The following is a 26,947-nucleotide window of genomic DNA, read 5'->3' as shown; positions in this document are numbered from 1 at the left end:
GAGGCAGAGCGCGGGGGCCACGTTCTAGTGTCGGCCGACGATGGCCGCGGTGGCCATCAGTTCCTCGAGCAGCGCCAGCGAAACCTTGCCCGAGACCGCATACGGGTTGAGCTCGGGTTTCTCGGAATACTTCAGCAGCGTCGAGGCATTGAGCTTCGACAGGTTGACCTGCCCCATCGTCCAGCCGCCGAAGCGGCGTTCGGAAATCTCCTCGTAGTGCAGCAGCACCACGTCCTTGTGGCGCCCGTCCCGCTGGATGTGGCCGTACAGCTCGCTGATGGCCATGCGGCCACCTTCGATGGCCTGCAGGAAGGTGCCCGCGCCATAGCAGAGGATGCCGGTGATGCCGCAGGTCGTGTTGTGCGAGCGCGATTGCGCAAGGATCGCCTCGATGGCCTCGGGGCTGGTGTCGACGGCGCGGCTGGCGTAGAGAAGTCGGACCAGCATGGCTCAGCCCTTTCGGGGAAGGAGGGAAAGGAATTCGCGGCGCAGGCTCGGATCTTTCAGGAACACGCCGCGCATCACGGAGTTGATCATCTTGCTGTCCATTTCCTTCACGCCGCGCCAGGCCATGCAGAAATGCTCGGCCTCCATGACGAGGGCAAGGCCGTCGGGCTGCGTCTTTTCCTGGATCAGGTCGGCCAGCTGCACCACGGCTTCTTCCTGGATCTGCGGACGGCCCATGACCCACTCGGCCAGGCGCGCGTACTTCGACAGGCCGATCACGTTGGTGTGCTCGTTGGGCATCACGCCGATCCACAGCTTGCCGATGATCGGGCAGAAGTGGTGCGAGCAGGCGCTGCGCACGGTGATCGGGCCGACGATCATCAGCTCGTTCAGGTGCTCGGCGTTGGGAAACTCGGTGAGCGAGGGCGGCGCCACGTAGCGGCCCTTGAACACCTCATTGAGGTACATCTTGGCGACGCGGCGCGCGGTGTTGTCGGTGTTGTGGTCGTTCTCGACGTCGATGACCAGGCTTTCGAGCACGCCCTTCATCTTGACCTCGACCTCGTCGAGCAAGGTCTCCAGCTCCCCGGGCTCGATGAACTCGGCGATGTTGTCGTTGGCGTTGAAGCGCTTGCGCGCTGCGGTGATGCGCTCGCGGATCTTCACGGAGACGGGCGTGCCCTCGTCATCGTCGTTTCGATCGGGGCGCGGGTCGACGTCGGTTTTCCTCAGCATGGCGGGGATCGTACCAGTGAATGGCTCCAGACATTCGGGCCCGCAACGCCCGTCCCTTCTTGGAGCAATGCTATCAATTGAGGAGCGTGAAATCAGCCACCAGCGGCAGGTGGTCGGACATGCGGGCCCAGATCGGCCCGCGCGGCACCGTGCAGGCCTGCGGCTCCAGCCTGCGCCCGTAGACGAAGTCGAGTTGCGCCACCGGCAGGCGCGAGGGGTAAGTGAGCGTGCGCGCACCACGCAGGTCGCTGGTGTCGCGCAGTCCCATGGCGTTCATGGCGTAGCGCATGCGGGCACCCCAATCGTTGAAGTCTCCCGCGACCACCACGGCCTCGTCGGGCGGCACTTCGCGGTCGATGAACTCGCGCAGGCGTGCGACCTGCCGCACCCGGCTGCCCCTGATGAGCCCCAGGTGCACCACGATGGCGTGCACCCTGCGGCCCTCGACGTCGATCACCACGTGCAGCAGCCCGCGTTGCTCGAATCGGTGGTCGGAGATGTCCTGGTGGCTGGTGCGCAGCACCGGCCAGCGCGTGAGCAGCGCATTGCCGTGCTCGCCGTGGCGCGTAACGGCATTGGTCTCATAGACTGCGGTGTAGCCCTCGGGCGCGAGGAAGTCGGCCTGCGGCAGTTCGGGCCAGTGCGCGAAGCGTGTGGCGGCCTGCCGATTCATCTTGCGCACCTCCTGCAGGCAGACGATGTCGGCGTCGAGCTGCTCGATCGCGTGGCCCAGGTTGTGGATCTCGAGCCGCCGCGCGGGCCCGATGCCCTGCACACCCTTGTGGATGTTGTAGGTCGCGACCCGGAGGTTCTGCGCTGCTGTTGCTGCCGGCTGGTTCATCGCGCAAATTCTGGCAGCAACAGGATGGCTTCGGCGTTCGACGGGGAAAAGCACGCGTCCGCCGCTTCGCGGTACGGCAGCCACTTCCAGTCGGTGTGTTCGCGCGGATCGAGCGTGGGCGTCAGGCGATCGGGTACGCAGAGGCCGAACAGGTGCTCGGTGTTGTGCGTCACGCCGGGCGCATAGCGGGCGCGCCACCGTGGATAAATTTCGTAGACATTGCGCAGCTGCCAGTCGGCCAGCCGCGGGGCGAGCGCGGTGCCCTCGCCGCACCGGATGCCGGTTTCCTCGGCCACCTCTCGCGCCGCGGTGAGCGCGAGGGGCTCGTCGGCGGCGTCCTTGCTGCCGGTGACCGACTGCCAGAAGTCGGTCTCGGCATCCGCACGCCGGATCAGCAGCACATCGAGCGCCGGCGTGTGGATCACGACCAGCACCGACTCCGGGATCTTCCAGGGTCGGGGGCTGGTCGTCATGGCCGTATCAGGCTGCCTGGGGCGTGTTGCGCAGCTTGATGTGCAGCTCGCGCAACTGCTTCTCGTCGACCGGGCTCGGCGCCTGCGTCAGCAGGTCTTGCGCGCGCTGGGTCTTGGGGAAGGCGATCACGTCGCGGATCGACTCGGCGCCGGTCATGAGCATGACGAGGCGGTCCAGGCCGATGGCGATGCCACCGTGCGGCGGCGCGCCATACTGCAGCGCGTCGAGCAGGAAGCCGAACTTGAGCTGCGCGTCCTCGGCGCTGATCTTCAACGCGCGGAACACCTTGCTCTGCACTTCCTCGCGATGGATACGCACCGAGCCGCCACCCATCTCGATGCCGTTGAGCACCATGTCGTAGGCCTTGGCGATGCACTTCTCGGGTGCGGTGTCCATGAGGTCTTCATGGCCGTCCTTCGGCGCGGTGAACGGATGGTGCACGGCGCTCCAGCGCTGGCCTTCCTCGTCGAACTCGAACATCGGGAAGTCGACCACCCACAGCGGCGCCCAGCGGTCGTCGAAGAGGCCCGCCTTCTTGCCGAAGGCGCTGTGGCCGATCTTCACGCGCAGCGCGCCGATGGCGTCGTTGACGACCTTTTCCTTGTCGGCACCGAAGAACAGGATGTCGCCGTTGCGCGCACCCGTGCGGGCGATGATCTCGGCCAGCGAGGCGTCGTCGAGGTTCTTGACGATCGGGCTCTGCAGGCCTTCGCGGCCGGCCGCGGCGTCGTTGACCTTGATGTAGGCCAGGCCCTTGGCGCCGTAGATCTTGACGAACTCCTGGTACGCATCGATTTCCCCGCGCGACAGGCCGCCTTCGGCACCGCCGCCAGGCACGCGCAGCGCGACCACACGGCCGCCCTTCATGGTGGCGGCATTCGAGAACACCTTGAATTCCACGCGCTTCATCAGTTCGGTGAGCTCGGTGAACTCGAGCTTCACGCGCAGGTCGGGCTTGTCCGAACCGTACTTGAACATCGCGTCGCCGTACGTCATGGTCGGAAATACCGGCAGGTCGATGCCCGCGGCATTGCGGAACACGTTGCGGATCATGCCTTCGAACATCTCGCGGATTTCTTCTTCGGCGAGGAATGAGGTCTCGATGTCGATCTGCGTGAATTCGGGCTGGCGGTCGGCGCGCAGGTCTTCGTCGCGGAAGCACTTCACGATCTGGTAGTAGCGGTCATAGCCGGCCACCATCAAGAGCTGCTTGAACAGCTGGGGCGACTGCGGCAACGCGAAGAAGCTGCCGTCGTGCACGCGGCTGGGCACGAGGTAGTCGCGCGCGCCTTCGGGCGTGGACTTGCCCAGCATCGGCGTCTCGATGTCGATGAAGCCGTTGGCATCGAGGAACTTGCGCGTTTCCATCGTCACCTTGTAGCGCAGCATCATGTTGCGCTGCATGGCCGGACGGCGCAGGTCGAGCACGCGGTGCGTGAGACGGGTGGTTTCCGACAGGTTGTCGTCGTCCAGCAGGAACGGGGGCGTGACCGAGGGGTTCAGCACCTTGAGCTCATGGCACAGCACTTCGATCTTGCCGCTCTTGAGCTGGTCGTTGGTCGTGCCTTCGGGGCGTGCGCGCACGAGGCCGGTGATCTGCACGCAGAACTCGTTGCGCAGGTTCTCGGCGACGGCGAAGGTCGAGGCGCGGTCGGGGTCGCACACCACCTGCACATAGCCTTCGCGGTCGCGCACGTCGATGAAGATCACGCCGCCGTGGTCGCGGCGGCGGTTGACCCAGCCGCACAGGGTGACGGTCTGGCCCAGCAGGGCTTCGGTCACGAGACCGCAATAGTGAGTACGCATGGCCATAGGAATCCATTCCGGCGCCTTGTGGGCGCGTTCGTTTTTATGAGTTGGAAGACTTCACCGCCACCGTGGCGGGGCCGCCTGGAACGACCACCCCCATCGAGACGATGTACTTGAGCGCTTCGTCCACGCTCATCTTCAGTTCGATGCAGTCGCTGCGCTTGAGCATCACGAAGTAGCCGCCCGTCGGGTTGGGCGTGGTCGGCACGTAGACGCTGAGGAATTCCCCCTCGCCGAGGTGCTCGGCGACTTCGTTGCCGGGCGCGCCGGTCACGAAGGCGATGGTCCACACGCCCTCGCGCGGCCACTGCACCAGCACCGCCGTGCGGAAGGCATTGCCGTTCTCGGAAAACAGCGTATCCGACACCTGCTTGACGCTGGAGTAGATCGAGCGCACCACTGGAATGCGGCGCACCACGGCGTCGCCCCACCCGAGCAGGCGCTTGCCGACGAAGTTGCTGGCCGTGGCGCCCACCACCAGCAGGATGGCCAGCGTGAGCAGCACGCCCAGACCGCGCACCTTGTGGTCGCTGAGCCAGGTCTGCCACTGCGCGGGCAGCAGCCACAGCGTCTGGTCGAGCGTGCCGATGATCCAGTTCAGCACGCCGAGCGTGATGACCAGCGGCACGATGACCAGCAGGCCGGACAGCAACCATTTGCGCAGGGCGAGCATGGCGGTCGGGATCGATCAGTCGCCGCTGGCCGCGGCCGGCGCGGGGGCCGGTGCAGCGGGCGCCGGAGCAGGGCTCGGCGCGGCGACGGTTGTGGAAGAGGAAGACTCGGCGGACTTGCCGCCGTCGCTGGACGCGGGCGCCGTGGACGGTTCGGACTTCTTGCCACCGCCCTCACGGAAATCGGTCACGTACCAGCCCGAGCCCTTGAGCTGGAAGCCGGCGGCCGTGACCTGTTTTTCGAACGCACTCGCGCCGCACGCCGGACACACCGTGAGGGGCGCGTCGGACATCTTCTGCAAAGCGTCTTTGGCAAAGCCGCAGGCACTGCACTTGTAGGCGTAGATGGGCATGGGAAATGAGGTCAAAAAAGCGGCGCAGCTGCCGCTCGCAAAGCCCTCGATTATAGGGCTGCCCCCTGCTTCAGGCCGGTTCCGTCGTCAAAGGCCGGTGCGGCGTGTGAGTGTTCGCCAACCATTGCGGCAGCAGCGATCCGGCCACCATGCCCGCGAACGAGCACAGCACGCCTGCCAGCTGGGCCGGAAACGCACTGCCCCAGGGCATCCACAGGAACAGCAGCCATATGCCGATGCCCAGGACGATCGAGGCGATGGCGCCCTGCGTGGTGGCGCGGCGCCAGTACAGGCCGCACACCAGTGGCACGAAGGCGCCGACCAGCGGCACCTGGTAGGCGCCCGACACCAGTTCGTAGATTGGCGTGCCCTGCATGCGGATGGCGTAGGCAAGCACCGCGGCGCTGAACAGCAGGACCGTGATGCGCATCGTCATGAGGTTCTGGCGGTCGGTGCCGGCGGGGCGGAACTGGCGCCAGATGTTCTCGGTGAAGGTGACGCTGGGCGCCAGCAGCGTGGCCGAGGCGGTCGACTTGATGGCCGACAGCAGCGCACCGAAGAACAGCACCTGCATCACGAACGGCATCTTCTGCAGCACCAAGGTGGGCAGCACCTTCTGCGGATCTTCCTTCAGCAGGGTGGCGGTCTGCTCCGGCATGATCAGCAGCGCGCTGGCCACCAGGAACATCGGCACGAAGGCGAACAGGATGTACGCCAGGCCGCCGATCACCGGCCCGCGCTGCGCCGCCTTGGCACTGTTGGCGGACATCACGCGCTGGAAAACGTCCTGCTGCGGGATGGAGCCCAGCATCATGGTGATGGCGGCCGCGAGGAAGAAGACCATGTCGTGCCAGTTGGGTTCGGGCCAGAACTTGAAGAGGTCCTTGCTGACCGCGAAGGCCACCACCTTGTCGGCGCCGCCGGCCATGTTGCCCGCGAACATCGCGATCACGGCAAGGCCGGCCACCAGGATGATCATCTGGATGAAGTCGGTGACGGCCACCGACCACATGCCGCCGAACAGCGTGTACGCCAGGATCGAGACCACGCCGATCACCATGCCCACGGGAATGCTGATGACGCCACCCGACAGCAGGTTGAACACCAGCCCCAGCGCCGTGACCTGCGCCGACACCCAGCCCAGGTAGCTCAGCATGATGATGAGCGAGCAGGCCACCTCGACGCCGCGGCCGTAGCGCTCGCGGTAGTAGTCGCTGATGGTCAACAGCGTCATGCGGTAGAGCTTGCCCGCGAAGAACAGGCCCACCAGGATCAGGCAGGTGCCCGCGCCGAATGGGTCCTCGATCACGCCGTTGAGCCCGCCCTCGATGAACTTGGCCGGAATGCCGAGCACCGTTTCGGAGCCGAACCAGGTCGCGAAGGTGGTCGTGACGATCATGTAGAGCGGCAGGTGCCGCCCGGCGATGGCGAAGTCGGTGGTGTTCTTCACCCGCTTGGCGGCATAAAGACCGATCGCGATGGTGACCAGCAGATAGACGATGACCAGCGTCAGCAACACGGCAGAAACTCCTCTAGAACAGACGCACGCGCACCAGCAATTGCATGGCGAGCAACCCCAATACAAAACCTATGCCACCGTAGACGATCGTCTGCAGCAAACGGTTGGTGCGTTTCTGCTCGGCCAGCAGTTCGAGCAGCTCGCGGCGGTTGTCGACCGGCCGATTTTCGAGGAAATCGTGCAGCAGGCGCGGCAATTGGGGCAGCAGTTTGGCGTACCGCGGCGCCTCGGCCTTGAGCTGCTGGAACAGCTTTTTGGGGCCGATCTGGTCGACCATCCATTTCTCGAGAAAGGGCTTGGCCGTGGCCCAGAGGTCGAGCTCGGGATCGATGTTGCGGCCCAGGCCCTCGATGTTGAGCAGCGTCTTCTGCAGCAGCACCAGCTGCGGCTGGATCTCGACGTGGAAGCGGCGCGAGGTCTGGAACAGGCGCATCAGCACCATGCCCAGCGAGATTTCCTTCAGCGGCCGGTCGAAGTACGGCTCGCAGACGGTGCGGATGGCCGCCTCCAGCTCGTCGATGCGGGTGCCCACCGGCACCCAGCCGCTCTCGAGGTGCAGCTCGGCCACGCGCTTGTAGTCGCGCCGGAAGAAGGCCACGAAGTTCTGCGCCAGGTATTCCTTGTCCGACTCGGTCAGCGTGCCGATGATCCCGAAATCCAGCGAGATGTAGCGCCCGAAGGTCTCGGGCGCCAGGCTCACCTGGATGTTGCCGGGGTGCATGTCGGCGTGGAAGAAGCCGTCGCGGAACACTTGCGTGAAGAAGATGGTGACGCCGTCGCGCGCCAGCTTGGGAATGTCGACGCCGGCCGCGCGCAGGCGGTCCATCTGCGCAATGGGCACGCCCTTCATGCGCTCCATCACGATGACTTCGGGATGGCAAAAGTCCCAGAACATCTCGGGGATCAGCACCAGGTCGAGTTCGGCCATGTTGCGGCGCAGCTGGGCGGCGTTGGCCGCCTCGCGCACCAGGTCGAGCTCGTCGTGCAGGTACTTGTCGAACTCGCCGACCACCTCGCGCGGCTTCAGGCGCTTGCCGTCGGCCGAGAGGTTCTCGATCCAGCCGGCCATCATGGCCATCAGCGCCAGGTCTTTCTCGATCACGCCGCGCATGTTGGGACGCAGCACCTTCACCGCCACTTCACGCAACTCGCCCTGGTTGGTGCGGATGGTCGCGAAGTGCACCTGCGCGATCGAGGCGCTGGCAATGGGTGTTTCGTCGAACTGCACGAACACGTCGCCCACCGGACGGCGGAACGCACGCTCGATGGTCGCGATGGCCACCGCCGACGGGAACGGCGGCACGCGGTCCTGCAGGAAGGCCAGTTCGTCGGCGATGTCGGGCGGCAGCAGGTCGCGCCGGGTCGACAGCACCTGGCCGAACTTCACGAAGATGGGGCCGAGCCGCTCGAGCGCCTCGCGCAGGCGCTGGCCGCGCGGCGCATCGAGGTTGCGCCCGAACGAGACGACGCGCGCCACCACGCGCAGCCAGGGCTTCTGGAAGCTCGTGAGCACGAGCTCGTCGAGGCCGTAGCGCAGTGCGACCCAGACGATGAACAGGCCGCGGTAGAAGCGCCTCATTCGGCCGCGCTCGCCGAGCCGCCAGCCTTGGCCGAGCGATCGCCGACGAACTGGCGCAGCGCGCCCACGACGCGACGCACGCCGTTGCCGAGCGTGTGAGCGGGCACGTCGCCGATCAGGCGGGCCAGGTCGTCCTCGACGTCCCAGCGCACGTGGTCGACCAGCCAGTTGACCTCGGCCGCCAGCTGCACGTCGCCGATGATCTGCACGGCCGGCTTGTCGCCCCGCAGCGTGGCGCGGGCGATGTCGAAGGGGGATTCGTCGATGACGGTGAGCGTCAGTTCAGGCACCGAGCCCTCAGGTGCCAGGTCGAGGAGGCCGGCCGGCGTGGCCACCAGCTCCATCGTCACGAAGCGCCACTGGAAACGCACCACCCGCCCCTGCTGGCGCAGCAGCCGCTGCTGGGCCTCGGGCTCCTGCTGCAGCACGTGGTTCAGGAACAGGACCGCGCGATGCTGGATCTCGTGGACCGCCCAGTCCGGGGGCTGCAGACGCTCGCCGATGCGATTGAAAAGGTCGCCGAGAAAAGAAAATGGGGACGATGGTGTGGCCATGTCCCCATTATCCCGTCACTGTAGCGCCCCGCGACCCATGGACCACATGCCCTTTTCCAGAAACACCGCGGAACCGGCTTTGCCGGGCTGCTGGTGTTGCCCCCGGCAGGGGGCAGGAGAAGCGACACGAAGTGCGCGAAGCCTTGGGGGGCGAGCCTTTATTTACTGCAGTGCCTGCACCCCAGCCACGAGCCAGCCGCTGTTGCCGCTGGTCGGCTTCGTCATGTTCCACACTTCGCGGAACGGACCCGGGCCGGCCGAGGCGTCTTCGCGGATCATGCCGGAGAACTCCACGCTGGCCATGTAGGCGTCGGGCAGTTCCTCGATGCCGAGCAGCTTGGCGTCGAGCATCACGACTTCGGTCTTGTTCGAGGCGCCGCCCGTGTGGCTGGCGCGGTCGGCCAGCTGGGTACGGATCTCGTCGACCATGCCGTCGGTCATCATCGAACGCAGCATCGAGACGTCGGCGCGGTCCCAGGCATCCTGCAGTGTCACGAAGTTGCGCTTCGCGGCGCCGAGGAAGCCGTCGACGTCGAAGCCCGCGGGGATGCCCCAGGACTGCGAACCGCCGAGCGCCGAGCCGATCATGCTGCCACCGGCCGCGGCACCCGCTGCCGAGAGGCTGCTGCCGTGCGGCGCGTCGTTCGACGGGGTGGCGTCGAAGGCGGCGGCATTGCGCTCCCATGGACGTGCCGATGCGTCGTTGCCCACGTTGGCCGGGCTGTATTGCGCCGGCGCGCTGGCATTGCTCGGGCTGGCGCCCGCGCCCTGGAAGGCGAAGCCGCCCTGGCCGTTGCCGGCAGGCTGCGAGCGCGACTTGATCATGCGCCACACCACCACCGCGGCAAGCACGAGCAGGCCGATCAGCAGGATGTTGCCGAAGCCAGCGCCGAGGCCGAGCGAATGCGCGAGCCATGCGAGGCCCAGGCCGGCGGCCAGGCCGCCGAGCATGGCGCCCCACGGACGCTTCGGCGCGGCCGCCGCGGGTGCGGGCGTTGCGGGCTTCGCCGCTGCAGCGTTGGTCGCGCTCTGCGTGGGGGCGCCGGGCGCTGCCGACGGGACGGCCTCACGCTGCGTCACGTTGGACGACTGCCGTCCGACGGACTTGCCACCGCCCAAGCGCGCAGCCTCGGCCTGGACACTGACCAGCACCAATGCAGCTGCCAGAAACAAAGAACCCAAACTCTTCATGTCGTCTCCTCTGAGCGAAAGATTCGCGTCATCAACACTTGATTCCAACATGGAGGGCGGCGATTCCCCCGGTCATGTTGTGATAGTCCACATGTCCGAAACCGCCCTCTTTCATGAGGGTCTTGAGCTCCTCTTGCGAGGGATGCATCCGGATCGATTCGGCGAGGTAGCGATAGCTCGCGTCGTCGCCGGCCACCAGCTTGCCCAGGCGTGGCAGCACGTTGAAGGAGTACCAGTCGTAGGCCTTGGCGAGCGGCTTCGCGACCTTCGAGAACTCGAGCACGAGCAGCTTGCCGCGAGGCTTGAGCACGCGGTTCATTTCCTTGAGCGCGATGTCCTTGTGCGTCATGTTGCGCAGGCCGAAGGCCACCGTCACCACGTCGAAGTGGTCGTCGGGAAAGGGCAGCTTCTCGGCGTCGCAGACCATGGTGGGCAGCGACACGCCGGCGTCGAGCAGACGGTCGCGGCCGGTGCGCAGCATGGCTTCGTTGATGTCGGTGTGGACCACCTGGCCGGTGGCGCCGACCTTCTTCGCGAAGGCGAGCGCGAGGTCGCCGGTGCCGCCCGCGATGTCGAGCACGCGCGAGCCCTCGCCCACGTTCGCGACCATCACGGTGTATGCCTTCCATGCGCGGTGCAGGCCGGCCGACATCAGGTCGTTCATGACGTCGTAGCGCGAGGCGACCGAATCGAAGACGCCGCGCACGCGGCGTGCCTTCTCGCTTTCGTCGACCGTTTCGAAGCCGAAGTGTGTGGTACTCATGCAACCGATGTTAGGCCCGAAGCCCTCACATCAAGCCGACGACCCCGCGCGTACGGCGGACATTTGTTGCTTTTTCCGCCCGTCCTTCCTGGACGCAGGGCTATCTTTTCGAGAGCACCGCGCAGATTCGCGGCTCAGTGGCTACCGCAGGCGTGGCCGCCCTTGTCGAGCATCGGCGTGTCGCGCTCGACGCCCGCTTCGGCCAGCCGGCGCTCGTAGGCAGCCCACAGCTCGGCCTGCTTCGCGCCCAGTTCGTAGAGCAGGTCCCACGAGTAGATGCCGGTGCTGTGGCCGTCGCTGAAGGTCGGCTGCACGGCGTAGTTGCCGACCGCTTGGAGGTCGACGAGTTCGACGTCGCGCTTGCCCGTCTGCAGGATTTCCTGGCCCGGGCCGTGGCCCTGCACTTCGGCCGACGGCGAGTAGATGCGCATCAGCTCGAAGGGAATGCGGAAGGTCGCGCCATCCGAGAAGCCCACTTCGAGCACGCGCGACTGGCCATGCACGATGATCGACTGCGGCGTCGGTGCGCCCTGTTTCAAGCCTGCCATCAGAAGCTCCTTGTACCCAGGCGTTCGATCATCGCAGCCTCGACGGCCGGCAGGCGCGCGGCGACATGCGCCTCGTGCGCGGTATTCCGTGCGCGCTGCACGGGTGCCCATACCGAGCCCGGGAAATGGCTGTCGTCGGCGAAACGCGCAATCACGTGCCAATGCAGGTGCGGCACCATGTTGCCGAGCGCGGCGATGTTCACCTTGGCGGGATGCAGGTGCTCGCGCAGGCACTGCTCCACCGCCACCACCGCGTCCATGCACAGCGCGCGGTCGGCGGCATCGAGATCCGAGAACTCCGGCGCATGCGCGCGCCAGACCACGCGATAGAAGGCCGGGAAACCTGCCTCTTCCGCGTGGACGACGCGCAGCTTCGCACCCTCGAACACGACGCGTCCGCCAGGGCCTTCGCAGAGCGGGCAGCCTTGCGCCGTCATACCAGCACCCGCTCGATCCCGCCCTGGCTGGCCGCGGCCACGTATTCGGGCATCCAGTCCTTGCCGAGGAGCTTGTTGGCCATCTCGACCACGATGTAGTCGGCCTCGAGCAGTCCGTTGTTCAGGTCGTTGCCGTAGCGCGAGAGGCCTTGCAGGCAGCTCGGGCAGCTGGTGAGGATCTTCACGTTGTCCTTCGCGCCGACCTTGCCGCTGTCGCGCAGCGCGGCCTCGCCCTTTTTCAGCTCTTCTTCCTTGCGGAAGCGGATCTGCGTCGAGATGTCGGGCCGCGACACGCCCAGCGTGCCCGACTCGCCGCAGCAGCGGTCGTTCTTGAGCACGTTGTCGCCGACCAGCGCCTTCACGGTCTTCATCGGGTCCTGCTGCTTCATCGGCGAATGGCACGGGTCGTGATAAAGATAGCCGCCACCGCCGGCATCGGCCAGCGTGATGCCCTTCTCCAGCAGGTACTCGTGGATGTCGATGATGCGGCAGCCCGGGAAGATCTTGTCGAACTGGTAGCCCTGCAGCTGGTCGTAGCAGGTGCCGCAACTCACCACCACCGTCTTGATGTCGAGGTAGTTGAGCGTGTTGGCCACGCGGTGGAAGAGCACGCGGTTGTCCGTGATCATCTTCTCCGCCTTGTCGTACTGGCCGCTGCCGCGCTGCGGATAGCCGCAGCACAGGTAGCCCGGCGGCAGCACCGTCTGCACGCCCGCGTGCCACAGCATCGCCTGCGTGGCAAGGCCGACCTGCGAGAACAGGCGCTCCGACCCACACCCCGGAAAGTAGAAAACCGCCTCGGTTTCCGACGTGGTCGCCTTCGGGTTGCGGATGATCGGCACGTAGTCCGCATCCTCGATGTCGAGCAGCGCGCGCGCCGTCTTCTTCGGCAGGTTGCCCGGCATCTTCTTGTTGATGAAGTGGATCACCTGCTCCTTGACCGGTGCCGGGCCGAGCGTGGCCGGCGGCGCCGAGGTCTGCTTCTTCGCGAGGCCGCGCAGCAGGTCGTTGGCCAGGCGCTGCGCCTTGAAGCCCACGCCCACCATGCCCGCGCGCACCGCCTTGATGGTCTGCGGATTGGTCGCGTTGAGGAAGAACATCGCGGCCGCGTTGCCTGGGCGGAAGCTCTTCTGCCCCATCTTGCGCAGCAGGTTGCGCATGTTCATCGACACGTCGCCGAAATCGATCTTCACCGGGCATGGCGTGAGGCACTTGTGGCACACGGTGCAGTGGTCGGCCACGTCCTCGAACTCCTCCCAGTGCTTGATGCTGATGCCGCGCCGGGTCTGCTCTTCGTAGAGGAAGGCCTCCACCAGCAGCGAGGTCGCGAGGATCTTGTTGCGCGGGCTGTAGAGCAGGTTGGCGCGCGGCACGTGCGTGGCGCACACCGGCTTGCACTTGCCGCAGCGCAGGCAGTCCTTCACGCTGTCGGCAATGGCGCCGATGTCGCTCTGCTGCATGATCAACGACTCGTGCCCCATGAGGCCGAAGCTCGGCGTGTAGGCGTTGGTCAGGTCGGCGTGCAGCGTCTGAGCCTGGCCTGCCGGCGCACGCAGCAGCTTGCCCTTGTTGAAGCGGCCTTCGGGGTCGACTTTGGCCTTGTACTCGGTAAACGGACGCAGCTCCTCGTCGCTCAGGAATTCGAGCTTGGTGATGCCGATGCCGTGCTCGCCCGAGATCACGCCGTCGAGGCTGCGTGCCAGAGCCATGATGCGCACCACCGCGGCATGCGCGGTCTGCAGCATGTCGTAGTTGTCGCTGTTGACGGGGATGTTGGTGTGCACGTTGCCGTCGCCCGCGTGCATGTGCAGCGCGACCCACACGCGGCCCTTGAGCACCTGCTTGTGGATGGCCGCGCATTCGGCAACGATGGGGGCGAACTCCACGCCGCTGAAGATTTCCTGCAGCGGCTGGCGCAGCTGGGTCTTCCAGCTGGCGCGCAGGGTGTGGTCCTGCAGCTGCCGGAACAGCGTGTCGACGTCGCGCAGCCATTCGGCCCAGAGCGCGCGCACGCCCTGCACCAGCGCGACGGCCTGCGCCACGCGGTCTTCGAGCAGCTCGGCCGCCGGGATTTCATGCGCGTCGTCGGTCTTGCCCAGCGGCAGGTTGCCGCGCAGCAGGAAGGCTTCGAGCGCGTCGGTGAGCGCGAGCTTGTTCTGCAGCGACAGCTCGATGTTGATGCGCTCGATGCCGTCGCTGTACTCGGCCATGCGCGGCAGCGGGATCACCACGTCCTCGTTGATCTTGAAGGCGTTGGTGTGCTTGCTGATGGCGGCCGTGCGCTTGCGGTCGAGCCAGAACTTCTTGCGCGCCTCGGGGCTGATGGCGATGAAGCCTTCGCCGCTGCGCGAGTTGGCGATGCGCACCACTTCGGAGGTGACGCGCGCCACCGCATCGGCGTCGTCGCCGGCGATGTCGCCGAACAGCACCATCTTCGGCAGGCCGCCGTGCTTCTTCGACTTGGTGGCGTAGCCCACGGCCTTCAGGTAGCGGTCGTCCAGGTGTTCGAGGCCGGCCAGCAGCACGCCCGAGCGCTTCTGCTCGGCGAACATGAAGTCCTTGATCTCGACGATGCTGGGCACGGCGTCCTTGGCGTTGCCGAAGAATTCGAGGCACACGGTGCGCGTGTGCGCGGGCATCTTGTGCACCACCCAGCGGCAGCTGGTGATGAGGCCGTCGCAGCCCTCCTTCTGGATGCCCGGCAGGCCCGAGAGGAACTTGTCGGTCACGTCCTTGCCGAGGCCTTCCTTGCGGAAGGTGCGCCCCGGAATGTCGAGGCGCTCGGTGCGCAGCTTCGTCTTGCCGTCGGCCGCGTAGTACTGCAGCTCGAACACGGCGCTCTCGGCGTCATGGATCTTGCCGAGGTTGTGGCCGATGCGAGTGACTTCGAGCCATTCGGCCTGCGGCGTCACCATGCGCCACGAGGCGAGGTTGTCGAGCGCGGTGCCCCAGAGCACGGCCTTCTTGCCGCCGGCGTTCATGGCGACGTTGCCACCGACGCACGAGGCCTCGGCCGAGGTCGGATCGACGGCGAACACGAAGCCCGCGCGCTCGGCCGCATCGGCCACCCGCTGGGTGACCACACCGGCTTCGGTCCAGATGGTGGGCACCTGGGCTTCGAGGCCGGGCAGCGAGACGTGTTCGACCTCGGTCATCGCCTCGAGCTTCTCGGTGTTGATGACCACGCTCTTCCATGTCAGCGGGATGGCGCCGCCGGTGTAGCCGGTGCCGCCTCCGCGCGGGATGATGGTCAGGCCCAGCTCGATGCAGCCCTTCACCAGCAGCGCCATCTCGGCCTCGGTGTCGGGGCACAGCACCACGAACGGGTACTCCACGCGCCAGTCGGTGGCGTCGGTCACGTGCGAGACGCGCGACAGGCCGTCGAACTTGATGTTGTCCTTGGCCGTGAGCCTGCGCAGCGCGCGCGTGGCCTTGCGGCGCAGGGCGGCGACCTCGCGGAACTTGGTGTCGAACGCGGCCACCGCCTCGCCCACGAGGCCGGTGAGTTCGCCCACGAGCTGGTCGCGCGGCAGGTCGCTGTCGGGGGTGCGGCGCTTCTGCACCTCGGCCAGGCGGTGCCGCAGGGCATCGACCAGCTGGCCGCGGCGGCGCGGGTTGTCGAGCAGGTCGTCGACGAGGTAAGGGTTGCGCTGGACGACCCAGATGTCGCCGAGCACTTCGTAGAGCATGCGCGCCGATCGGCCGGTGCGGCGCTCGGCGCGCAGGGTCTGGAGCAGTTCCCAGCCGCGCTCGCCCAGCAGGCGAATCACGATCTCTCGGTCGGAGAAGCTGGTGTAGTTGTACGGGATCTCGCGCAGTCGTACGGGCTCTGCGGCCTGTGACAACAGCGTATTCAACGCAGTCGGAGCATTCATCGGGTGGGGCCCTTGGCCAGGCGCTGCGCGCCCATGTAGCCGGGGGAATGATTTTAGGGCAGGGCTTGGGGTCTTGCCTTGGGGTCCTGGCGTTGTCCTTGTGCCAGGGACATCGCGCGGGCTGGGCCGTACCGCATACCGGACGCCTGTCGTGGCTTTGATGCCGCTGCCCTCACCCCAACCCTCCCCTGGAGGGAGAGGGAGCAAAACCGGGAGCGGGCTCCAAGGAAAGGGGCACAGCACCCAGCGCCGTACCCGGGGAAACCCAAATCAGAACAGCACGCGGCTGCGGATCGTCCCGCTCACCTTCGCCAGCTTCTCCAGCGCCAGGTCGGAAGAAGCCGCGTCGATGTCCATCACCACGTAGCCGATCTTCTCGTTCGTCTGCAGGAACTGCGAGGAGATGTTGATGTTGTTGTCCGAGAAGATCTTGTTGATCTCGGACAGCACGCCCGGCACGTTGCGGTGGACGTGCAGCAGGCGGTGCTTGCCCGGGTGCGCCGGCAGCGCCACCTCCGGAAAGTTGACCGAAGAAGTCGAGGTGCCGTTGTCGCTGTACTTGACCAGCTTCTCGGCCACTTCCAGCCCGATGTTGGCCTGGGCCTCCATCGTCGATCCGCCGATGTGCGGCGTCAGGATCACGTTGTCCAGCCCCCGCAGCGGCGACAGGAACTCGTCCTTGTTGGTGCGCGGCTCCACCGGAAACACGTCGATGGCGGCGCCCAGCAGCTTCTTGCTCTTCAGGGCCTCGGCCAGCGGCTCGATCTCGACCACCGTGCCGCGCGAGGCGTTCAGCAGGATGGCGCCCGGCTTCATCGCGGCGATCTCGGCCGCGCCGATCATCCACTGCGTGGCCTGGGTCTCGGGCACGTGCAGCGTCACGATGTCGCTCTGCGCCAGCAGCTGGTGCAGCTCGCGCACCTGGCGCGCATTGCCCAGCGGCAGCTTGGTGACCACGTCGAAGAAGGCCACATGCATGCCCAGCGCCTCGGCCAGCACCGACAGCTGCGCGCCGATCGAGCCGTAGCCCACGATGCCCAGCGTCTTGCCGCGGATCTCGAACGCGTTGTCGGCCGACTTGAGCCAGCCGCCGCGGTGCGCCACCGCGCTCTTTTCGGGCACTCCGCGCAGCAGCAGGATGGCTTCGGCCAGCACCAGCTCGGCCACCGAGCGGGTATTGGAGTAAGGGGCATTGAAAACGGCCACGCCGTGCTCGCGCGCCGCCTCGAGGTCGACCTGGTTGGTGCCGATGCAGAAGCACCCGGCGGCCACCAGCTTGTGGGCGGCTGCGAACACCTCGGCCGTCAGCTGGGTGCGCGAACGGATGCCCAGGAAGTGGACATCGGCGATCTTGGCCTTGAGTTCGGCGTCGGGCAGTGCGCCCGGCAGCGACTCGATGTTGGTGTAGCCGGCGGCGCGCAGCACCTCCACGGCCGAGGGGTGGATGCCTTCGAGCAAGAGGAACTTGATCCTGCTTTTGTCGAGGGAGGTTTTGCTGCTCATGGCGGTCTCGCGGAAGCCCCGGCCATGGCGACAAGCTAGGCCAGAAAAAGGGAGGGCGATGCTAGCATGGTGCAGCGCAGCATGCAGGGTTGTCGCCCGCGCCGGGCATGAGGCCAAAGGGGTTTCCCTGATTGGAAGAAAGCGGCGCTCCGTGCGCCAATGTGACGCGGCTGTGTCATGCACATGCCCTAGCATCCGCGCTTTCCATTTTCCCCTTCAGGAGTCTTCATGCGATTCAAGACGCTCGCGCTGGCATCGGCGTTGGCCGCCACCACGCTGTTCAACGTGGCGCAGGCCCAGACCGAGATCCAGTGGTGGCACTCGATGACCGCCGTCAACAACGAATGGGTCAACGACCTGGCCAAGCAGTTCAACGAGAGCCAGAAGGAATACAAGGTCGTGCCGACCTTCAAGGGCACGTACGACGAATCGATGACGGCGTCCATCGCGGCCTTCCGCGCCGGCAACGCACCGCACATCCTGCAGGTTTTCGAAGTGGGCACCGCCACCATGATGGCCAGCAAGGGCGCGATCGTGCCGGTCGGCCAGGTCATGAAGGACGCGGGCGAGAAGTTCGACCCGGCCGCCTACATCCCCGCCGTGGCCGGCTACTACACCGCCCCCAATGGCCAGATGCTGAGCTTCCCCTTCAACAGCTCGACCACCATCTTCTATTTCAACAAGGACGCCTTCAAGGCCGCCGGCCTGCCCACCGACAAGGCGCCGTCGACCTGGCCCGAAGTGGTCGCCGCCGCCGCCAAGCTCAAGGCCAGCGGCCACAAGTGCCCGTTCACCACGGCCTGGCAGAACTGGACGCAGGTCGAGAGCTTCTCGGCCTGGCACAACGTGGAGTTCGCGAGCAAGTCCAACGGCCTGCAGGGCCTGGACGCGCGCCTGAAGGTGAACTCGCCGCTGCACCAGCGCCACATCGAGAACCTGGCCAGCATGGCCAAGCAGGGCCTGTTCATCTACAAGGGCCGCGGCAACGTGCCTGAAGCCTCGTTCGTCTCGGGCGAGTGCGCCATGATCAACACGTCCTCGGGCTTCTATGGCAACGTGGCGAAGAACGCCAAGTTCGCCTACGGCCTGGCGCCCCTGCCCTACTACCCGGACGTGCCGGGCGCACCGCAGAACACCGTGATCGGCGGCGCCAGCCTGTGGGTCATGTCGGGCAAGAAACCGGCCGAGTACAAGGGCGTGGCCAAGTTCTTCAGCTTCATCTCGACGCCTGAAGTGCAGTCCGCCAGCCACAAGCGCACGGGCTACCTGCCCGTGACCATGGCCTCGTATAAGCTCACCGAGGACTCGGGCTTCTACAAGCAGAACCCCGGCACCGACGTGGCCGTGACACAGATGATCCGCAAGGTCACCGACAAGAGCCGCGGCATCCGCCTGGGCAACTACGTGCAGATCCGCGCCATCGAGGACGAAGAGCTCGAACAGGTCTGGAACGGCAAGAAAACCGCCAAGGAAGCCCTCGACGCCATCGTGACCCGCGGCAACGAGCAGCTGGAACGCTTCCAGAAGGCCAACAAGAGCTGACGATCGACGACCGGACCCCTCGCGTGTCCGGCTAACATCGCCCGCCCCCGTCCGCTCTTGCGCAAGAGCGGGCCGGGCGGGATTTTTTATGTAGAGGGTTCATGGAAAAACGCGTTTTCTTTCGCTCGGGCTGGTTGCCCTGGCTGCTGCTGGCACCGCAGATGGCGGTGATCCTCGTGTTTTTCTTCTGGCCGGCGGCACAAGCCATCCTGCAATCGATGCAGCAGCAGGACGCATTCGGCACATCCGTCGACTTCGTCGGGCTGCAGAACTTCAAGGACCTGTTCCACGACCCGGCCTATGGCGAGTCGTTCAAGACCACCGCCGTCTTCTCGGTGCTGGTGGCCACCATCGGCCTGAGCCTGTCGCTGACGCTGGCCGTCTTTGCCGATCGCATCGTGAGCGGGGGCATGTTCTACAAGACCATGCTGATCCTGCCCTACGCCGTGGCGCCCGCCGTGGCAGCCGTGCTCTGGGTCTTCATGTTCTCCCCTTCGCTGGGCGTGGTCGCCTATGCGCTCGGCAAGATCGGCATCGACTGGAACCACCTGCTCAATTCAAAGCACGCGATGACGCTGATCGTGATGGCCGCGGTGTGGAAGCAGATCTCGTACAACTTCCTGTTCTTCCTGGCTGGCCTGCAGTCCATTCCCAAGTCGCTGATCGAGGCGGCGGCCATCGACGGCGCGCGCCCATGGCGCCGCTTCTGGACGGTGCAGTTCCCGCTGCTGTCTCCCACCACCTTCTTCCTGCTGGTGATGAACGTGGTCTACGCGTTCTTCGACACCTTCGCCATCGTTCACGCGGCCACCGAAGGCGGTCCGGGCAAGGACACGGAAATCCTCGTCTACAAGGTCTATCACGACGGCTTCAAGGCGCTGGACCTGGGTGGCTCGGCCGCGCAGTCGGTCGTGCTGATGGTGATCGTGATCGCGCTCACCATCGTGCAATTCCGCTACGTCGAGAAAAAGGTGCAGTACTGACATGGTTGAAAGAAGAAGCACTCAGGGCGTCCTGGCCCACGTGGTGATGATCCTCGGCGTCCTGATCGTCGCCTTCCCCATCTACCTCGCCTTCGTGGCGTCCACCCACACCGCACAGGAAATCGTGCAGCGGCCGATGCCGCTGCTGCCGGGCTCGAACATGCTCGACAGCTACAAGGGCGCGCTCTTCGGCCGCGCGAGCAGCGCAGGCTCCAACGCCCCGGTGGCCCACATGATGTGGGTCAGCCTGGTGACGGCACTGGTCATCGCCATCGGCAAGATCGCCATCTCGCTGCTGTCGGCCTTCGCCATCGTCTACTTCCGCTTCCCCTTCAAGAAGATCTGCTTCTGGGCGATCTTCGTGACACTGATGCTGCCGGTGGAAGTGCGCATCCTGCCCACCTACAAGGTGCTGTCTGACCTGAGCATGCTGAACAGCTACGCAGGCCTCACGGTGCCGCTGATCGCGTCGGCCACGGCCACCTTCCTGTTCCGCCAGTTCTTCCTGACCGTGCCCGAGGAACTCACCGAGGCATCGCGAATGGATGGCGCGAGCCCGATGCGCTTCTTCTTCGACGTGCTGCTGCCGCTGTCGAAGACCAGCATTGCCGCGCTCTTCGTGATCCAGTTCATCTACGGCTGGAACCAGTACCTGTGGCCGCTGCTGGCGGTCACCAACGAGGACATGTACCCGATCGTGGTCGGTATCAAGCGGCTCATCGCCGGCGGTGACGGCCAGAACGAATGGAACGTCGTGATGGCCACCGCCATCCTCGCCATGCTGCCGCCCGCGCTGGTGGTTGTGCTGATGCAAAAGTGGTTCGTCAAGGGCCTTGTTGATACAGAGAAATAGGCTCGCCCCCAGGCTTCGCGCACTTCGTGTCGCTACGCCTTCCCCCTACCGGGGGCAACACCAGCGGCCCGGCAAAGCCGGTTCCGCGGTGTTCCTGAAAAATATCGGAGAACTCGAATAAACATGGCTGCACTTTCCCTACGCAACGTCATCAAGCGCTACGGCCACGGGCCGAAAGCCAACCAGGTCATCCACGGCGTGAGCGCCGAGATCGCCAACCATGAATTCATCGTGATCGTCGGCCCCTCGGGCTGCGGCAAGTCCACGCTGCTGCGCATGGTGGCCGGCCTGGAGGAAGTCTCGGCCGGCGAGATCGCCATCGGCGGCAAGGTGGTGAACCAGCTCGAACCCTCCGAGCGCGACATCGCCATGGTGTTCCAGAACTACGCGCTGTACCCGCACATGAGCGTGTTCGCGAACATGGCTTACGGCCTGAAGATCGCCAAGGTACCGGTCGATGAGATCAAGGTGCGCGTCGACAAGGCCGCGAAGATCCTCGAACTCGGCCACCTGCTGGAGCGCAAGCCGCGCGAACTCTCCGGCGGCCAGCGCCAGCGCGTGGCCATGGGCCGCGCCATCGTGCGCCAGCCGCAGGTTTTCCTGTTCGACGAACCGCTGTCGAACCTCGACGCCAAGCTGCGCGCGCAGACGCGCCTCGAAATCCAGAAGCTGCACCGCGAACTCGGCATCACCTCGCTGTTCGTCACGCACGACCAGGTCGAGGCGATGACGCTGGCGCAGCGCATCATCGTGATGAACGGCGGCGTGATGGACCAGTTCGCGACGCCCGAAGAGGTGTACTCGCGTCCGGCGACCACCTTCGTGGCGAGCTTCATCGGCTCGCCGCCGATGAACCTGCTCAAGCATGCGCCGGGCGTGCGGCCCGGCCAGATCCTGGGCATCCGCCCCGAACACCTGAAGCTCGACGAGAGCGGCTGGACGGTGCAGGTCGAGCAGGTCGAGCTGCTGGGCGCCGAGCGCCTGGTGTACGGCCGCATCGGCGATGAGCAGATCATCATGCGCACTGACGAAGGCGACCATCCGCCGGTGGCAGGCGACACGGTGAAGATCGCCGCACGCGAAGACAAGCTGCACTGGTTCGACGCCGGCTCCGGCAAGCGCGCGGATTAATGCTCGCCCCCAGGCTTCGCGCACTTCGTGTCGCTTCTCCTACCCCCTACCGGGGGCGGCACCAGCGGCCCGGCAAAGCCGGTTCCGCGGTGCCCCACGAAGAAACCGGGGCCTCACTCAAAGAATGATCATGAATTCCTGGCCCTACCCCCGCTGGGTCGCGCATCGCGGCGCCGGCAAGCTGGCCCCCGAGAACACGCTGGCCGCGTTCCGGTTAGGCGCCTCGCACGGCTACCGCATGTTCGAGTGCGACGCCAAGCTCAGCGCCGACGGCGTGGTCTTCCTGATGCACGACGCCACGCTCGACCGCACCACCAGCGGCCACGGCACCGGTGGCGCCCAGCCCTGGAGCGCGCTGGCGCAGCTCGATGCGGGCAGCTGGCACTCACGCGCCCATGCGGGCGAACCGCTGCCCACGCTGGAGAACCTCGCGCGCTACTGCCTGGCGAACGGCCACCTGCTGAACATCGAGATCAAGCCGACGCCGGGCGTCGAGCGCGAAACCGGCGAGGTGGTGGCGCGTGAGGCTGCGCGCCTGTGGCAAGGCGCGGCCGTACCGCCGCTGCTCACGTCCTTCCAGGTCGAATCGCTGAAAGGCGCGCAAGCGGTGCAGCCAGAGCTGCCGCGCGGTCTGCTGCTCGACACGCTGTGGAACGGCTGGCTCGAAGCCGCGCAACAGTTGGGTTGCGTGACCATCGTCTGCAATCACGCGCTGTGGGACGCCGCAGTAGTCGCGCAGGTGCACGGCGCCGGCATGCGCGCGCTGAGCTACACGGTGAACGACGAATGGGCGGCGCAGCGGCTGATCGGCCTGGGTACCGACGGCATCATCACCGACCGGGTCGACCTGTTCAGCCCGGCCGGCTGAGGCGCACGTTTCTTACAGGCTCTTACCTCATGGCCGCTTCTATGATGCGGCCATGAATCGGACCTCTCGCCTGGCGGGCTTCGGCCTCGCCATCCTGCTGGCCCTGTCGGTGTGCGGCGCGTTCGCGCAGCCCGATGCCAGCATGAACGCCGGCACCGGCAATCCCAACAACAGCGCCAACACCGCCGCCGCGGCAGCCCCCGCGCCCACCGTGGCCGAACTGCGGGCGCAATTCAACAAGCTCACCGCCGACCCGGGCAAGGGCGGCGACGCCGAGGACGACCCGCGCAAGCAGATCGGGCAGATCAACGACATCGGCGCGCAGGCGGACAAATTCGTCGCCGCGCGCACCGGCGACCTCGCAGACCTCAACGCACGCCTGGGCGAGCTCGGCAACCCGCCCGCTGCCGGCAGCACCGAAGACCCCGGCATCACGCGCCAGCGCGCGCAGCTGACGAAGGAGCGCAACGCGCTCGACGCCGACATCCGGCTTGCGAAGCTTCTGTCCATCGACGTGCGCCAGCGCGGCGCCGACCTGGTCACGCAGCGCCGCGCACTGTTCGAGGCCCAGCTCACCGAGCGCGCGGCCTCGCCGCTCACCGAGGCCTTCTGGAACGACCTGCAGGAGGCCTGGCCCGACGACCTGGCGCGGCTGCAGGCCATGGGCACGGCCCTCGGCGACGGCATCGAACAGGCGCTGGCACCCGCATCGCGCACGGCGGTGATCGCCGCGCTGATAGGCGCGCTGCTGTTGGCCTTCCTGGGCGTCTGGGGTGCCGAGCACCTGCTGGCGCGGCTCTCCATGCGGGTGCTGCCGGCCGGCAGGCTGCGCCGCTCGTTGCTGGTGATCGCCATCGTCGCGAGCCACGTGCTGCTGGTGGCGGTAGCCGCGCACGGTTTCGTGGAAGTGCTCAAGACCTACGCCACCTGGGACCCGCAGGCGCGCAAGGCGCTGCAATCGGCGGCGCAGGCGCTGACCTTCATGGCCTTCGTCATCGGCCTGGGCCGCGCGCTGCTGGCCACTTCGCGCCCCTCATGGCGGCTGCCGCCGATCCCCGACGCCACGGCCAGCCGGCTTGCCGCGCTGCCCTGGCTGGTGGCGCTGGTGGCGGCACTGGCCTGGACGCCGGCCGAGATCAATGCGCTGATCGACGCCAGCTTCGCCGCCGTGGTGACCACGCATGTGCTGACGGCGCTGGTGCTGACGGCCCTGGTGGGCACGGTGATCTACCGGCTCAAGGCGCTGCGCGCCGATGCGCCCGAGGCCGGCCTGCCCGAGCGGCCGATGTGGGTCGGCCTGCTGGTGGCGCTGATCGGCATGCTGATGATCGCCATCTGGGTGCTGGTGGCGCTGGGCTACGTGGCGCTGGGCAGCTTCCTGGCCTCGCAGCTGACCTGGAGCGGCATCGTAGCCGCTGCCTTCTACGTGCTGTTCAAGTTCGCCGACGACGTGTTCATGGCCAGCGTAGCCTCGCGCAGCACCTTCGGCCAGAAGCTGCAGAAGAGCTTCAGCCTCGCACCGCAGACGCTGGACCAGGCGGCCACGGTGCTGTCGGGCATCAGCCGCGTGGCGCTGTTCGTCTATATGCTGATCGCGCTGGCCGCGCCGCTGGGCACATCTCCGAGCGAAGTGTTCCAGCGCAGCGGCAAGCTCGGCACCGGCGTGAAGGTGGGCGAATTCCAACTGGTGCCAGGCGCGATCCTGAGCGCGGTGGCGGTGGCGGTGTTGGGCTTCATCGTCCTGCGCATCTTCAAGCGCTGGCTCACGCGCAGCTACCTGCCGAACACGCAGTTCGAGCCGGGCATGCAGAACTCGATCACCACGCTGCTGGGCTACGTGGGCGGCATCATGGTGATTGCGTTCTCCCTGTCGGCGCTGGGCATCGGCATCGAGCGCATCGCGTGGGTGGCGAGCGCGCTGTCGGTGGGCATCGGCTTCGGGCTGCAGGCGATCGTGCAAAACTTCATCTCCGGGCTGATCCTGCTGGCGGAGCAGCCGGTGAAGGTGGGCGACTGGGTGGTACTGGGCACGGCCGAGGGCGACGTGCGGCGCATCAACGTGCGCGCCACCGAGATCCAGCTTGGCGACCGTTCGACACTCATCGTGCCGAACTCGGAGTTCATCACCAAGACGGTTCGCAACATGACGCTGGCCAATGCCGAGGGCCGCGTGCTGATCCGCCTGCCGATGCCGCTGACCACCGACGCGCAGCGCGTGCGCGATCTGATCCTCGCGGCCTGCAGGGGGCACGAAGGCGTGCTGGAAACGCCGGCGCCGTCGCTCACGCTCGAGGGTATCGAGAACGGGCTGCTGATCTTCCAGGCGATCGCCTATGTGGCGAGCCCCCGGCTCGCGGGCGGCGTGCGCAGCGACCTGCTGTTCGTGATCCTCGACGAGCTCAGGAAAGCCGCGTTGCCGATGGCGACGCCGACCACCTTCATGATGGCGCCCTCCGAGCCGGCCGCGGCGGCGCCGGCACCCGCGACGTCCAACTCGCCGATCCCCGGCATGCCGACCTGAGCCTCGTTGCGGCGGCAGCGCGCCAAGGCAGGCCAGGTTCGGGGCTGGCTGGCCCTATCGGCGCCAGCCGCGCATCGCCAGCCACTGGACGGTGCCGCAGGCCACCACAAGCGCAGCGTAGGTCGCCATCATCCCGTCGCGCCCGAACACCACGAGGCCGATCACCGACACGCCGACACCCACGGCAAAGGTCAGCGCCCACTGCACCCACCAGCGCGGGACGCCGGCGCGCCCGCCGCCCAGGAACCGGCCGGCAAGAGCCAGCACCAGGGCCAGGAAGGCCGCCGGAGCGACGAAATTGAACAGGTGATCGAGGAGGGCCAGCAGGTCCATCGGAGGGAATTGCGCGTGCGCCGGGACATGCGGCGAAGGATATGGCTGTCATAGGGAAAGCCATTTGTCCCTCCGCAAGGCTCATGCGGCTGCTGATTTTATAATCACGGCCATGTCAGTCTGGGCTCTCGGCTTGAACCACACGACCGCGCCGCTCGACCTGCGCGGTCGTTTCGCGTTCGCGCTCGACCAAATCGCCCCCACGCTGCAGAGCCTGCGCAGTTCCTTTGCCTCCGGCCGCCACCCCCAGGTCGAGGCCGCGATCATCTCCACCTGCAATCGCACCGAGATCTATTGCGCCTCGGAACAGGCCGCACTCGACCACACCTTCGGCTGGCTGGCGCAAAGCGGCGGCGTGGCCCCGGCCCTGCTGCGATCGCACGCCTACACGCTTCAGGACGACGAGGCCGCCCGCCATGCCTTCCGCGTGGCCAGCGGGCTCGACTCGATGGTGCTCGGCGAAGCTCAGATCCTCGGCCAGATGAAAGATGCCGTGCGCGCGGCCGAAACCGCCGGCGCGCTCGGCAGCACGCTGAACCAGCTGTTCCAGCGCTCTTTCGCGGTGGCGAAGGAAGTCCGCACCGCCACCGAGATCGGCGCGCACTCCATCAGCATGGCCGCCGCGGCGGTCCGGCTCGCTGGCCAGCTCTTCGAAGACCTTCATCAAACGCGCGTGCTGTTCGTCGGCGCAGGCGAGATGATCGACCTCGCGGCCACGCACTTCGCAGCCAAGGAACCCAGGTCGATCGCCATTGCCAACCGCACGCTCGAGCGCGGCGAAAAACTGGCGTCGCGCTTCGGCGCCGAAGCGATGCGCCTGGCCGACCTGCCGGCGCGACTCGCCGAGTTCGACATCATCGTGAGCTGCACGGCGAGCACGCTGCCGATCATCGGCCTGGGCGCCGTGGAGCGCGCGCTCAAGGCACGCAAGCACCGCCCGATGTTCATGGTCGACCTGGCCGTGCCGCGCGACATCGAGCCCGAAGTGAAGGCGCTCGAGGACATCTACCTCTACACCGTCGACGACCTCGCACAGGTCGTGCAACAGGGCCAGGCCAACCGCCAGGCGGCTGTCGCGCAGGCCGAAGTCATCATCGACGCCGGCGTGCAGAGCTTCATGCACTGGCTGGGCCAGCGCGGCACCGTGCCGCTGATCCAGCAGCTCAATGCGCAGGCCGACGAATGGCGTGCCGCCGAGATGGCGCGCGCGCGCAAGCTGCTGGCCAGGGGCGAATCGGTCGATGCCGTGCTCGAGGCCATGTCACGCGGGCTCACGCAGAAGATGATGCACGGCGCCATGGCCGAACTGCACGCGGGCGATGCTGCCTCGCGAGAGCAGACGGCGCAGGCCATCTCGCGCCTGTTCCTGCGCAAAGAGCGTTAGCGACGCTCGTCGTCGCCAGGCCCGATCGGCCGC

General features: G+C 66.6%; 24 protein-coding genes. 7 read left to right on the top strand and 17 right to left on the bottom strand.

Annotated features, from left to right (window positions below; genetic code table 11):
• Nucleotides 1–24 precede the first annotated feature (24 nt).
• From ACCD11_RS17190 to serA, 16 genes are all read right to left on the bottom strand, one after another.
• Nucleotides 25–447, bottom strand: a complete 423-nt coding sequence (locus ACCD11_RS17190) for a BLUF domain-containing protein (RefSeq protein ID WP_007837143.1) — start codon at nucleotides 445–447, stop codon at nucleotides 25–27.
• A 3-nt stretch (nucleotides 448–450) separates the two neighbouring features.
• Nucleotides 451–1,182: a GTP cyclohydrolase I gene (folE, locus tag ACCD11_RS17185; RefSeq protein WP_007837141.1), complete on the bottom strand. Its 732-nt coding sequence runs from the start codon at nucleotides 1,180–1,182 to the stop codon at nucleotides 451–453.
• 73 nt (nucleotides 1,183–1,255) lie between these two features.
• Nucleotides 1,256–2,023, bottom strand: a complete 768-nt coding sequence (locus tag ACCD11_RS17180) for an endonuclease/exonuclease/phosphatase family protein (RefSeq protein ID WP_007837139.1) — start codon at nucleotides 2,021–2,023, stop codon at nucleotides 1,256–1,258.
• Nucleotides 2,020–2,496, bottom strand: coding sequence for a dihydroneopterin triphosphate diphosphatase (gene nudB / locus ACCD11_RS17175; RefSeq protein WP_413314796.1), 477 nt, complete (start codon nucleotides 2,494–2,496; stop codon nucleotides 2,020–2,022). The genes ACCD11_RS17180 and nudB overlap by 4 nt, the downstream gene beginning before the upstream one ends.
• A 7-nt stretch (nucleotides 2,497–2,503) precedes the next feature.
• Nucleotides 2,504–4,309 (bottom strand): aspartate--tRNA ligase, encoded by a 1,806-nt coding sequence (gene aspS / locus ACCD11_RS17170; protein WP_413314795.1) that lies wholly within the window; start codon nucleotides 4,307–4,309, stop codon nucleotides 2,504–2,506.
• Between the two features lie 37 nt (nucleotides 4,310–4,346).
• A complete protein-coding gene (locus tag ACCD11_RS17165) occupies nucleotides 4,347–4,979 on the bottom strand; it encodes a DUF502 domain-containing protein (protein WP_007837133.1) in 633 nt (210 codons plus the stop codon).
• Between the two features lie 15 nt (nucleotides 4,980–4,994).
• Entirely contained in the window at nucleotides 4,995–5,330 is a 336-nt protein-coding gene (locus tag ACCD11_RS17160) for an FmdB family zinc ribbon protein (protein ID WP_007837132.1), read from the bottom strand.
• A gap of 70 nt (nucleotides 5,331–5,400) precedes the next feature.
• Complete coding sequence (locus tag ACCD11_RS17155) at nucleotides 5,401–6,849, bottom strand: sodium:solute symporter family protein (protein WP_413314794.1); 1,449 nt, start codon at nucleotides 6,847–6,849, stop codon at nucleotides 5,401–5,403.
• Between the two features lie 13 nt (nucleotides 6,850–6,862).
• Nucleotides 6,863–8,428: a ubiquinone biosynthesis regulatory protein kinase UbiB gene (gene ubiB, locus ACCD11_RS17150; protein WP_413314793.1), complete on the bottom strand. Its 1,566-nt coding sequence runs from the start codon at nucleotides 8,426–8,428 to the stop codon at nucleotides 6,863–6,865.
• Nucleotides 8,425–8,982 carry an SCP2 domain-containing protein gene (locus ACCD11_RS17145; protein ID WP_007837122.1) on the bottom strand — a complete coding sequence of 186 codons (558 nt, stop codon included), beginning with the start codon at nucleotides 8,980–8,982 and terminating at the stop codon, nucleotides 8,425–8,427. Before ACCD11_RS17145 ends, ubiB begins: the two co-directional genes overlap by 4 nt.
• Before the next feature lie 162 nt (nucleotides 8,983–9,144).
• A complete protein-coding gene (locus ACCD11_RS17140) occupies nucleotides 9,145–10,173 on the bottom strand; it encodes a Tim44 domain-containing protein (RefSeq protein ID WP_413314792.1) in 1,029 nt (342 codons plus the stop codon).
• A 31-nt stretch (nucleotides 10,174–10,204) separates the two neighbouring features.
• Complete coding sequence (gene ubiE / locus ACCD11_RS17135; protein ID WP_007837120.1) at nucleotides 10,205–10,936, bottom strand: bifunctional demethylmenaquinone methyltransferase/2-methoxy-6-polyprenyl-1,4-benzoquinol methylase UbiE; 732 nt, start codon at nucleotides 10,934–10,936, stop codon at nucleotides 10,205–10,207.
• 134 nt (nucleotides 10,937–11,070) lie between these two features.
• Entirely contained in the window at nucleotides 11,071–11,484 is a 414-nt protein-coding gene (locus ACCD11_RS17130) for a gamma-butyrobetaine hydroxylase-like domain-containing protein (RefSeq protein ID WP_413314791.1), read from the bottom strand.
• On the bottom strand, nucleotides 11,484–11,921 hold the full coding sequence (locus ACCD11_RS17125) for an HIT family protein (protein WP_413314790.1): 438 nt from the start codon (nucleotides 11,919–11,921) through the stop codon (nucleotides 11,484–11,486). The genes ACCD11_RS17130 and ACCD11_RS17125 overlap by 1 nt, the downstream gene beginning before the upstream one ends.
• Complete coding sequence (locus ACCD11_RS17120) at nucleotides 11,918–15,796, bottom strand: DUF3683 domain-containing protein (protein ID WP_413314789.1); 3,879 nt, start codon at nucleotides 15,794–15,796, stop codon at nucleotides 11,918–11,920. The genes ACCD11_RS17125 and ACCD11_RS17120 overlap by 4 nt, the downstream gene beginning before the upstream one ends.
• A gap of 270 nt (nucleotides 15,797–16,066) precedes the next feature.
• Entirely contained in the window at nucleotides 16,067–17,299 is a 1,233-nt protein-coding gene (serA, locus tag ACCD11_RS17115) for a phosphoglycerate dehydrogenase (protein ID WP_056593990.1), read from the bottom strand.
• Nucleotides 17,300–17,527: 228 nt separating this feature from the next.
• On the opposite strand from serA, the gene ugpB reads away from it, so the two are divergent.
• The 6 genes from ugpB (at nucleotide 17,528) to ACCD11_RS17085 (ending at nucleotide 25,197) form a co-directional block, all read left to right on the top strand.
• Nucleotides 17,528–18,841, top strand: a complete 1,314-nt coding sequence (ugpB, locus tag ACCD11_RS17110) for a sn-glycerol-3-phosphate ABC transporter substrate-binding protein UgpB (RefSeq protein ID WP_007837114.1) — start codon at nucleotides 17,528–17,530, stop codon at nucleotides 18,839–18,841.
• A gap of 101 nt (nucleotides 18,842–18,942) precedes the next feature.
• Nucleotides 18,943–19,824, top strand: coding sequence for a sn-glycerol-3-phosphate ABC transporter permease UgpA (gene ugpA / locus ACCD11_RS17105; RefSeq protein WP_007837109.1), 882 nt, complete (start codon nucleotides 18,943–18,945; stop codon nucleotides 19,822–19,824).
• A 1-nt stretch (nucleotide 19,825) separates the two neighbouring features.
• Nucleotides 19,826–20,677: a sn-glycerol-3-phosphate ABC transporter permease UgpE gene (gene ugpE, locus ACCD11_RS17100; protein ID WP_007837107.1), complete on the top strand. Its 852-nt coding sequence runs from the start codon at nucleotides 19,826–19,828 to the stop codon at nucleotides 20,675–20,677.
• Between the two features lie 123 nt (nucleotides 20,678–20,800).
• Entirely contained in the window at nucleotides 20,801–21,808 is a 1,008-nt protein-coding gene (gene ugpC / locus ACCD11_RS17095; RefSeq protein WP_042674438.1) for a sn-glycerol-3-phosphate ABC transporter ATP-binding protein UgpC, read from the top strand.
• A 124-nt stretch (nucleotides 21,809–21,932) separates the two neighbouring features.
• A complete protein-coding gene (ugpQ, locus tag ACCD11_RS17090; protein WP_413314788.1) occupies nucleotides 21,933–22,676 on the top strand; it encodes a glycerophosphodiester phosphodiesterase in 744 nt (247 codons plus the stop codon).
• A 52-nt stretch (nucleotides 22,677–22,728) separates the two neighbouring features.
• Entirely contained in the window at nucleotides 22,729–25,197 is a 2,469-nt protein-coding gene (locus ACCD11_RS17085) for a DUF3772 domain-containing protein (protein WP_413314787.1), read from the top strand.
• Between the two features lie 54 nt (nucleotides 25,198–25,251).
• On the opposite strand, the gene ACCD11_RS17080 is transcribed toward ACCD11_RS17085, so the two are convergent.
• On the bottom strand, nucleotides 25,252–25,530 hold the full coding sequence (locus ACCD11_RS17080) for a hypothetical protein (RefSeq protein WP_007833272.1): 279 nt from the start codon (nucleotides 25,528–25,530) through the stop codon (nucleotides 25,252–25,254).
• Between the two features lie 112 nt (nucleotides 25,531–25,642).
• On the opposite strand from ACCD11_RS17080, the gene hemA reads away from it, so the two are divergent.
• Nucleotides 25,643–26,914, top strand: coding sequence for a glutamyl-tRNA reductase (gene hemA, locus ACCD11_RS17075; protein WP_413314786.1), 1,272 nt, complete (start codon nucleotides 25,643–25,645; stop codon nucleotides 26,912–26,914).
• Nucleotides 26,915–26,947: the final 33 nt, after the last annotated feature.

This window comes from Variovorax sp. Varisp36 (genome assembly GCF_047304235.1).
In the GTDB taxonomy this organism is placed as follows: Bacteria; Pseudomonadota; Gammaproteobacteria; order Burkholderiales; family Burkholderiaceae_C; genus Variovorax.
The sequence above is the reverse complement of the archived record's forward strand: the minus strand, read 5'-3'. Positions and strand labels throughout refer to the sequence as shown.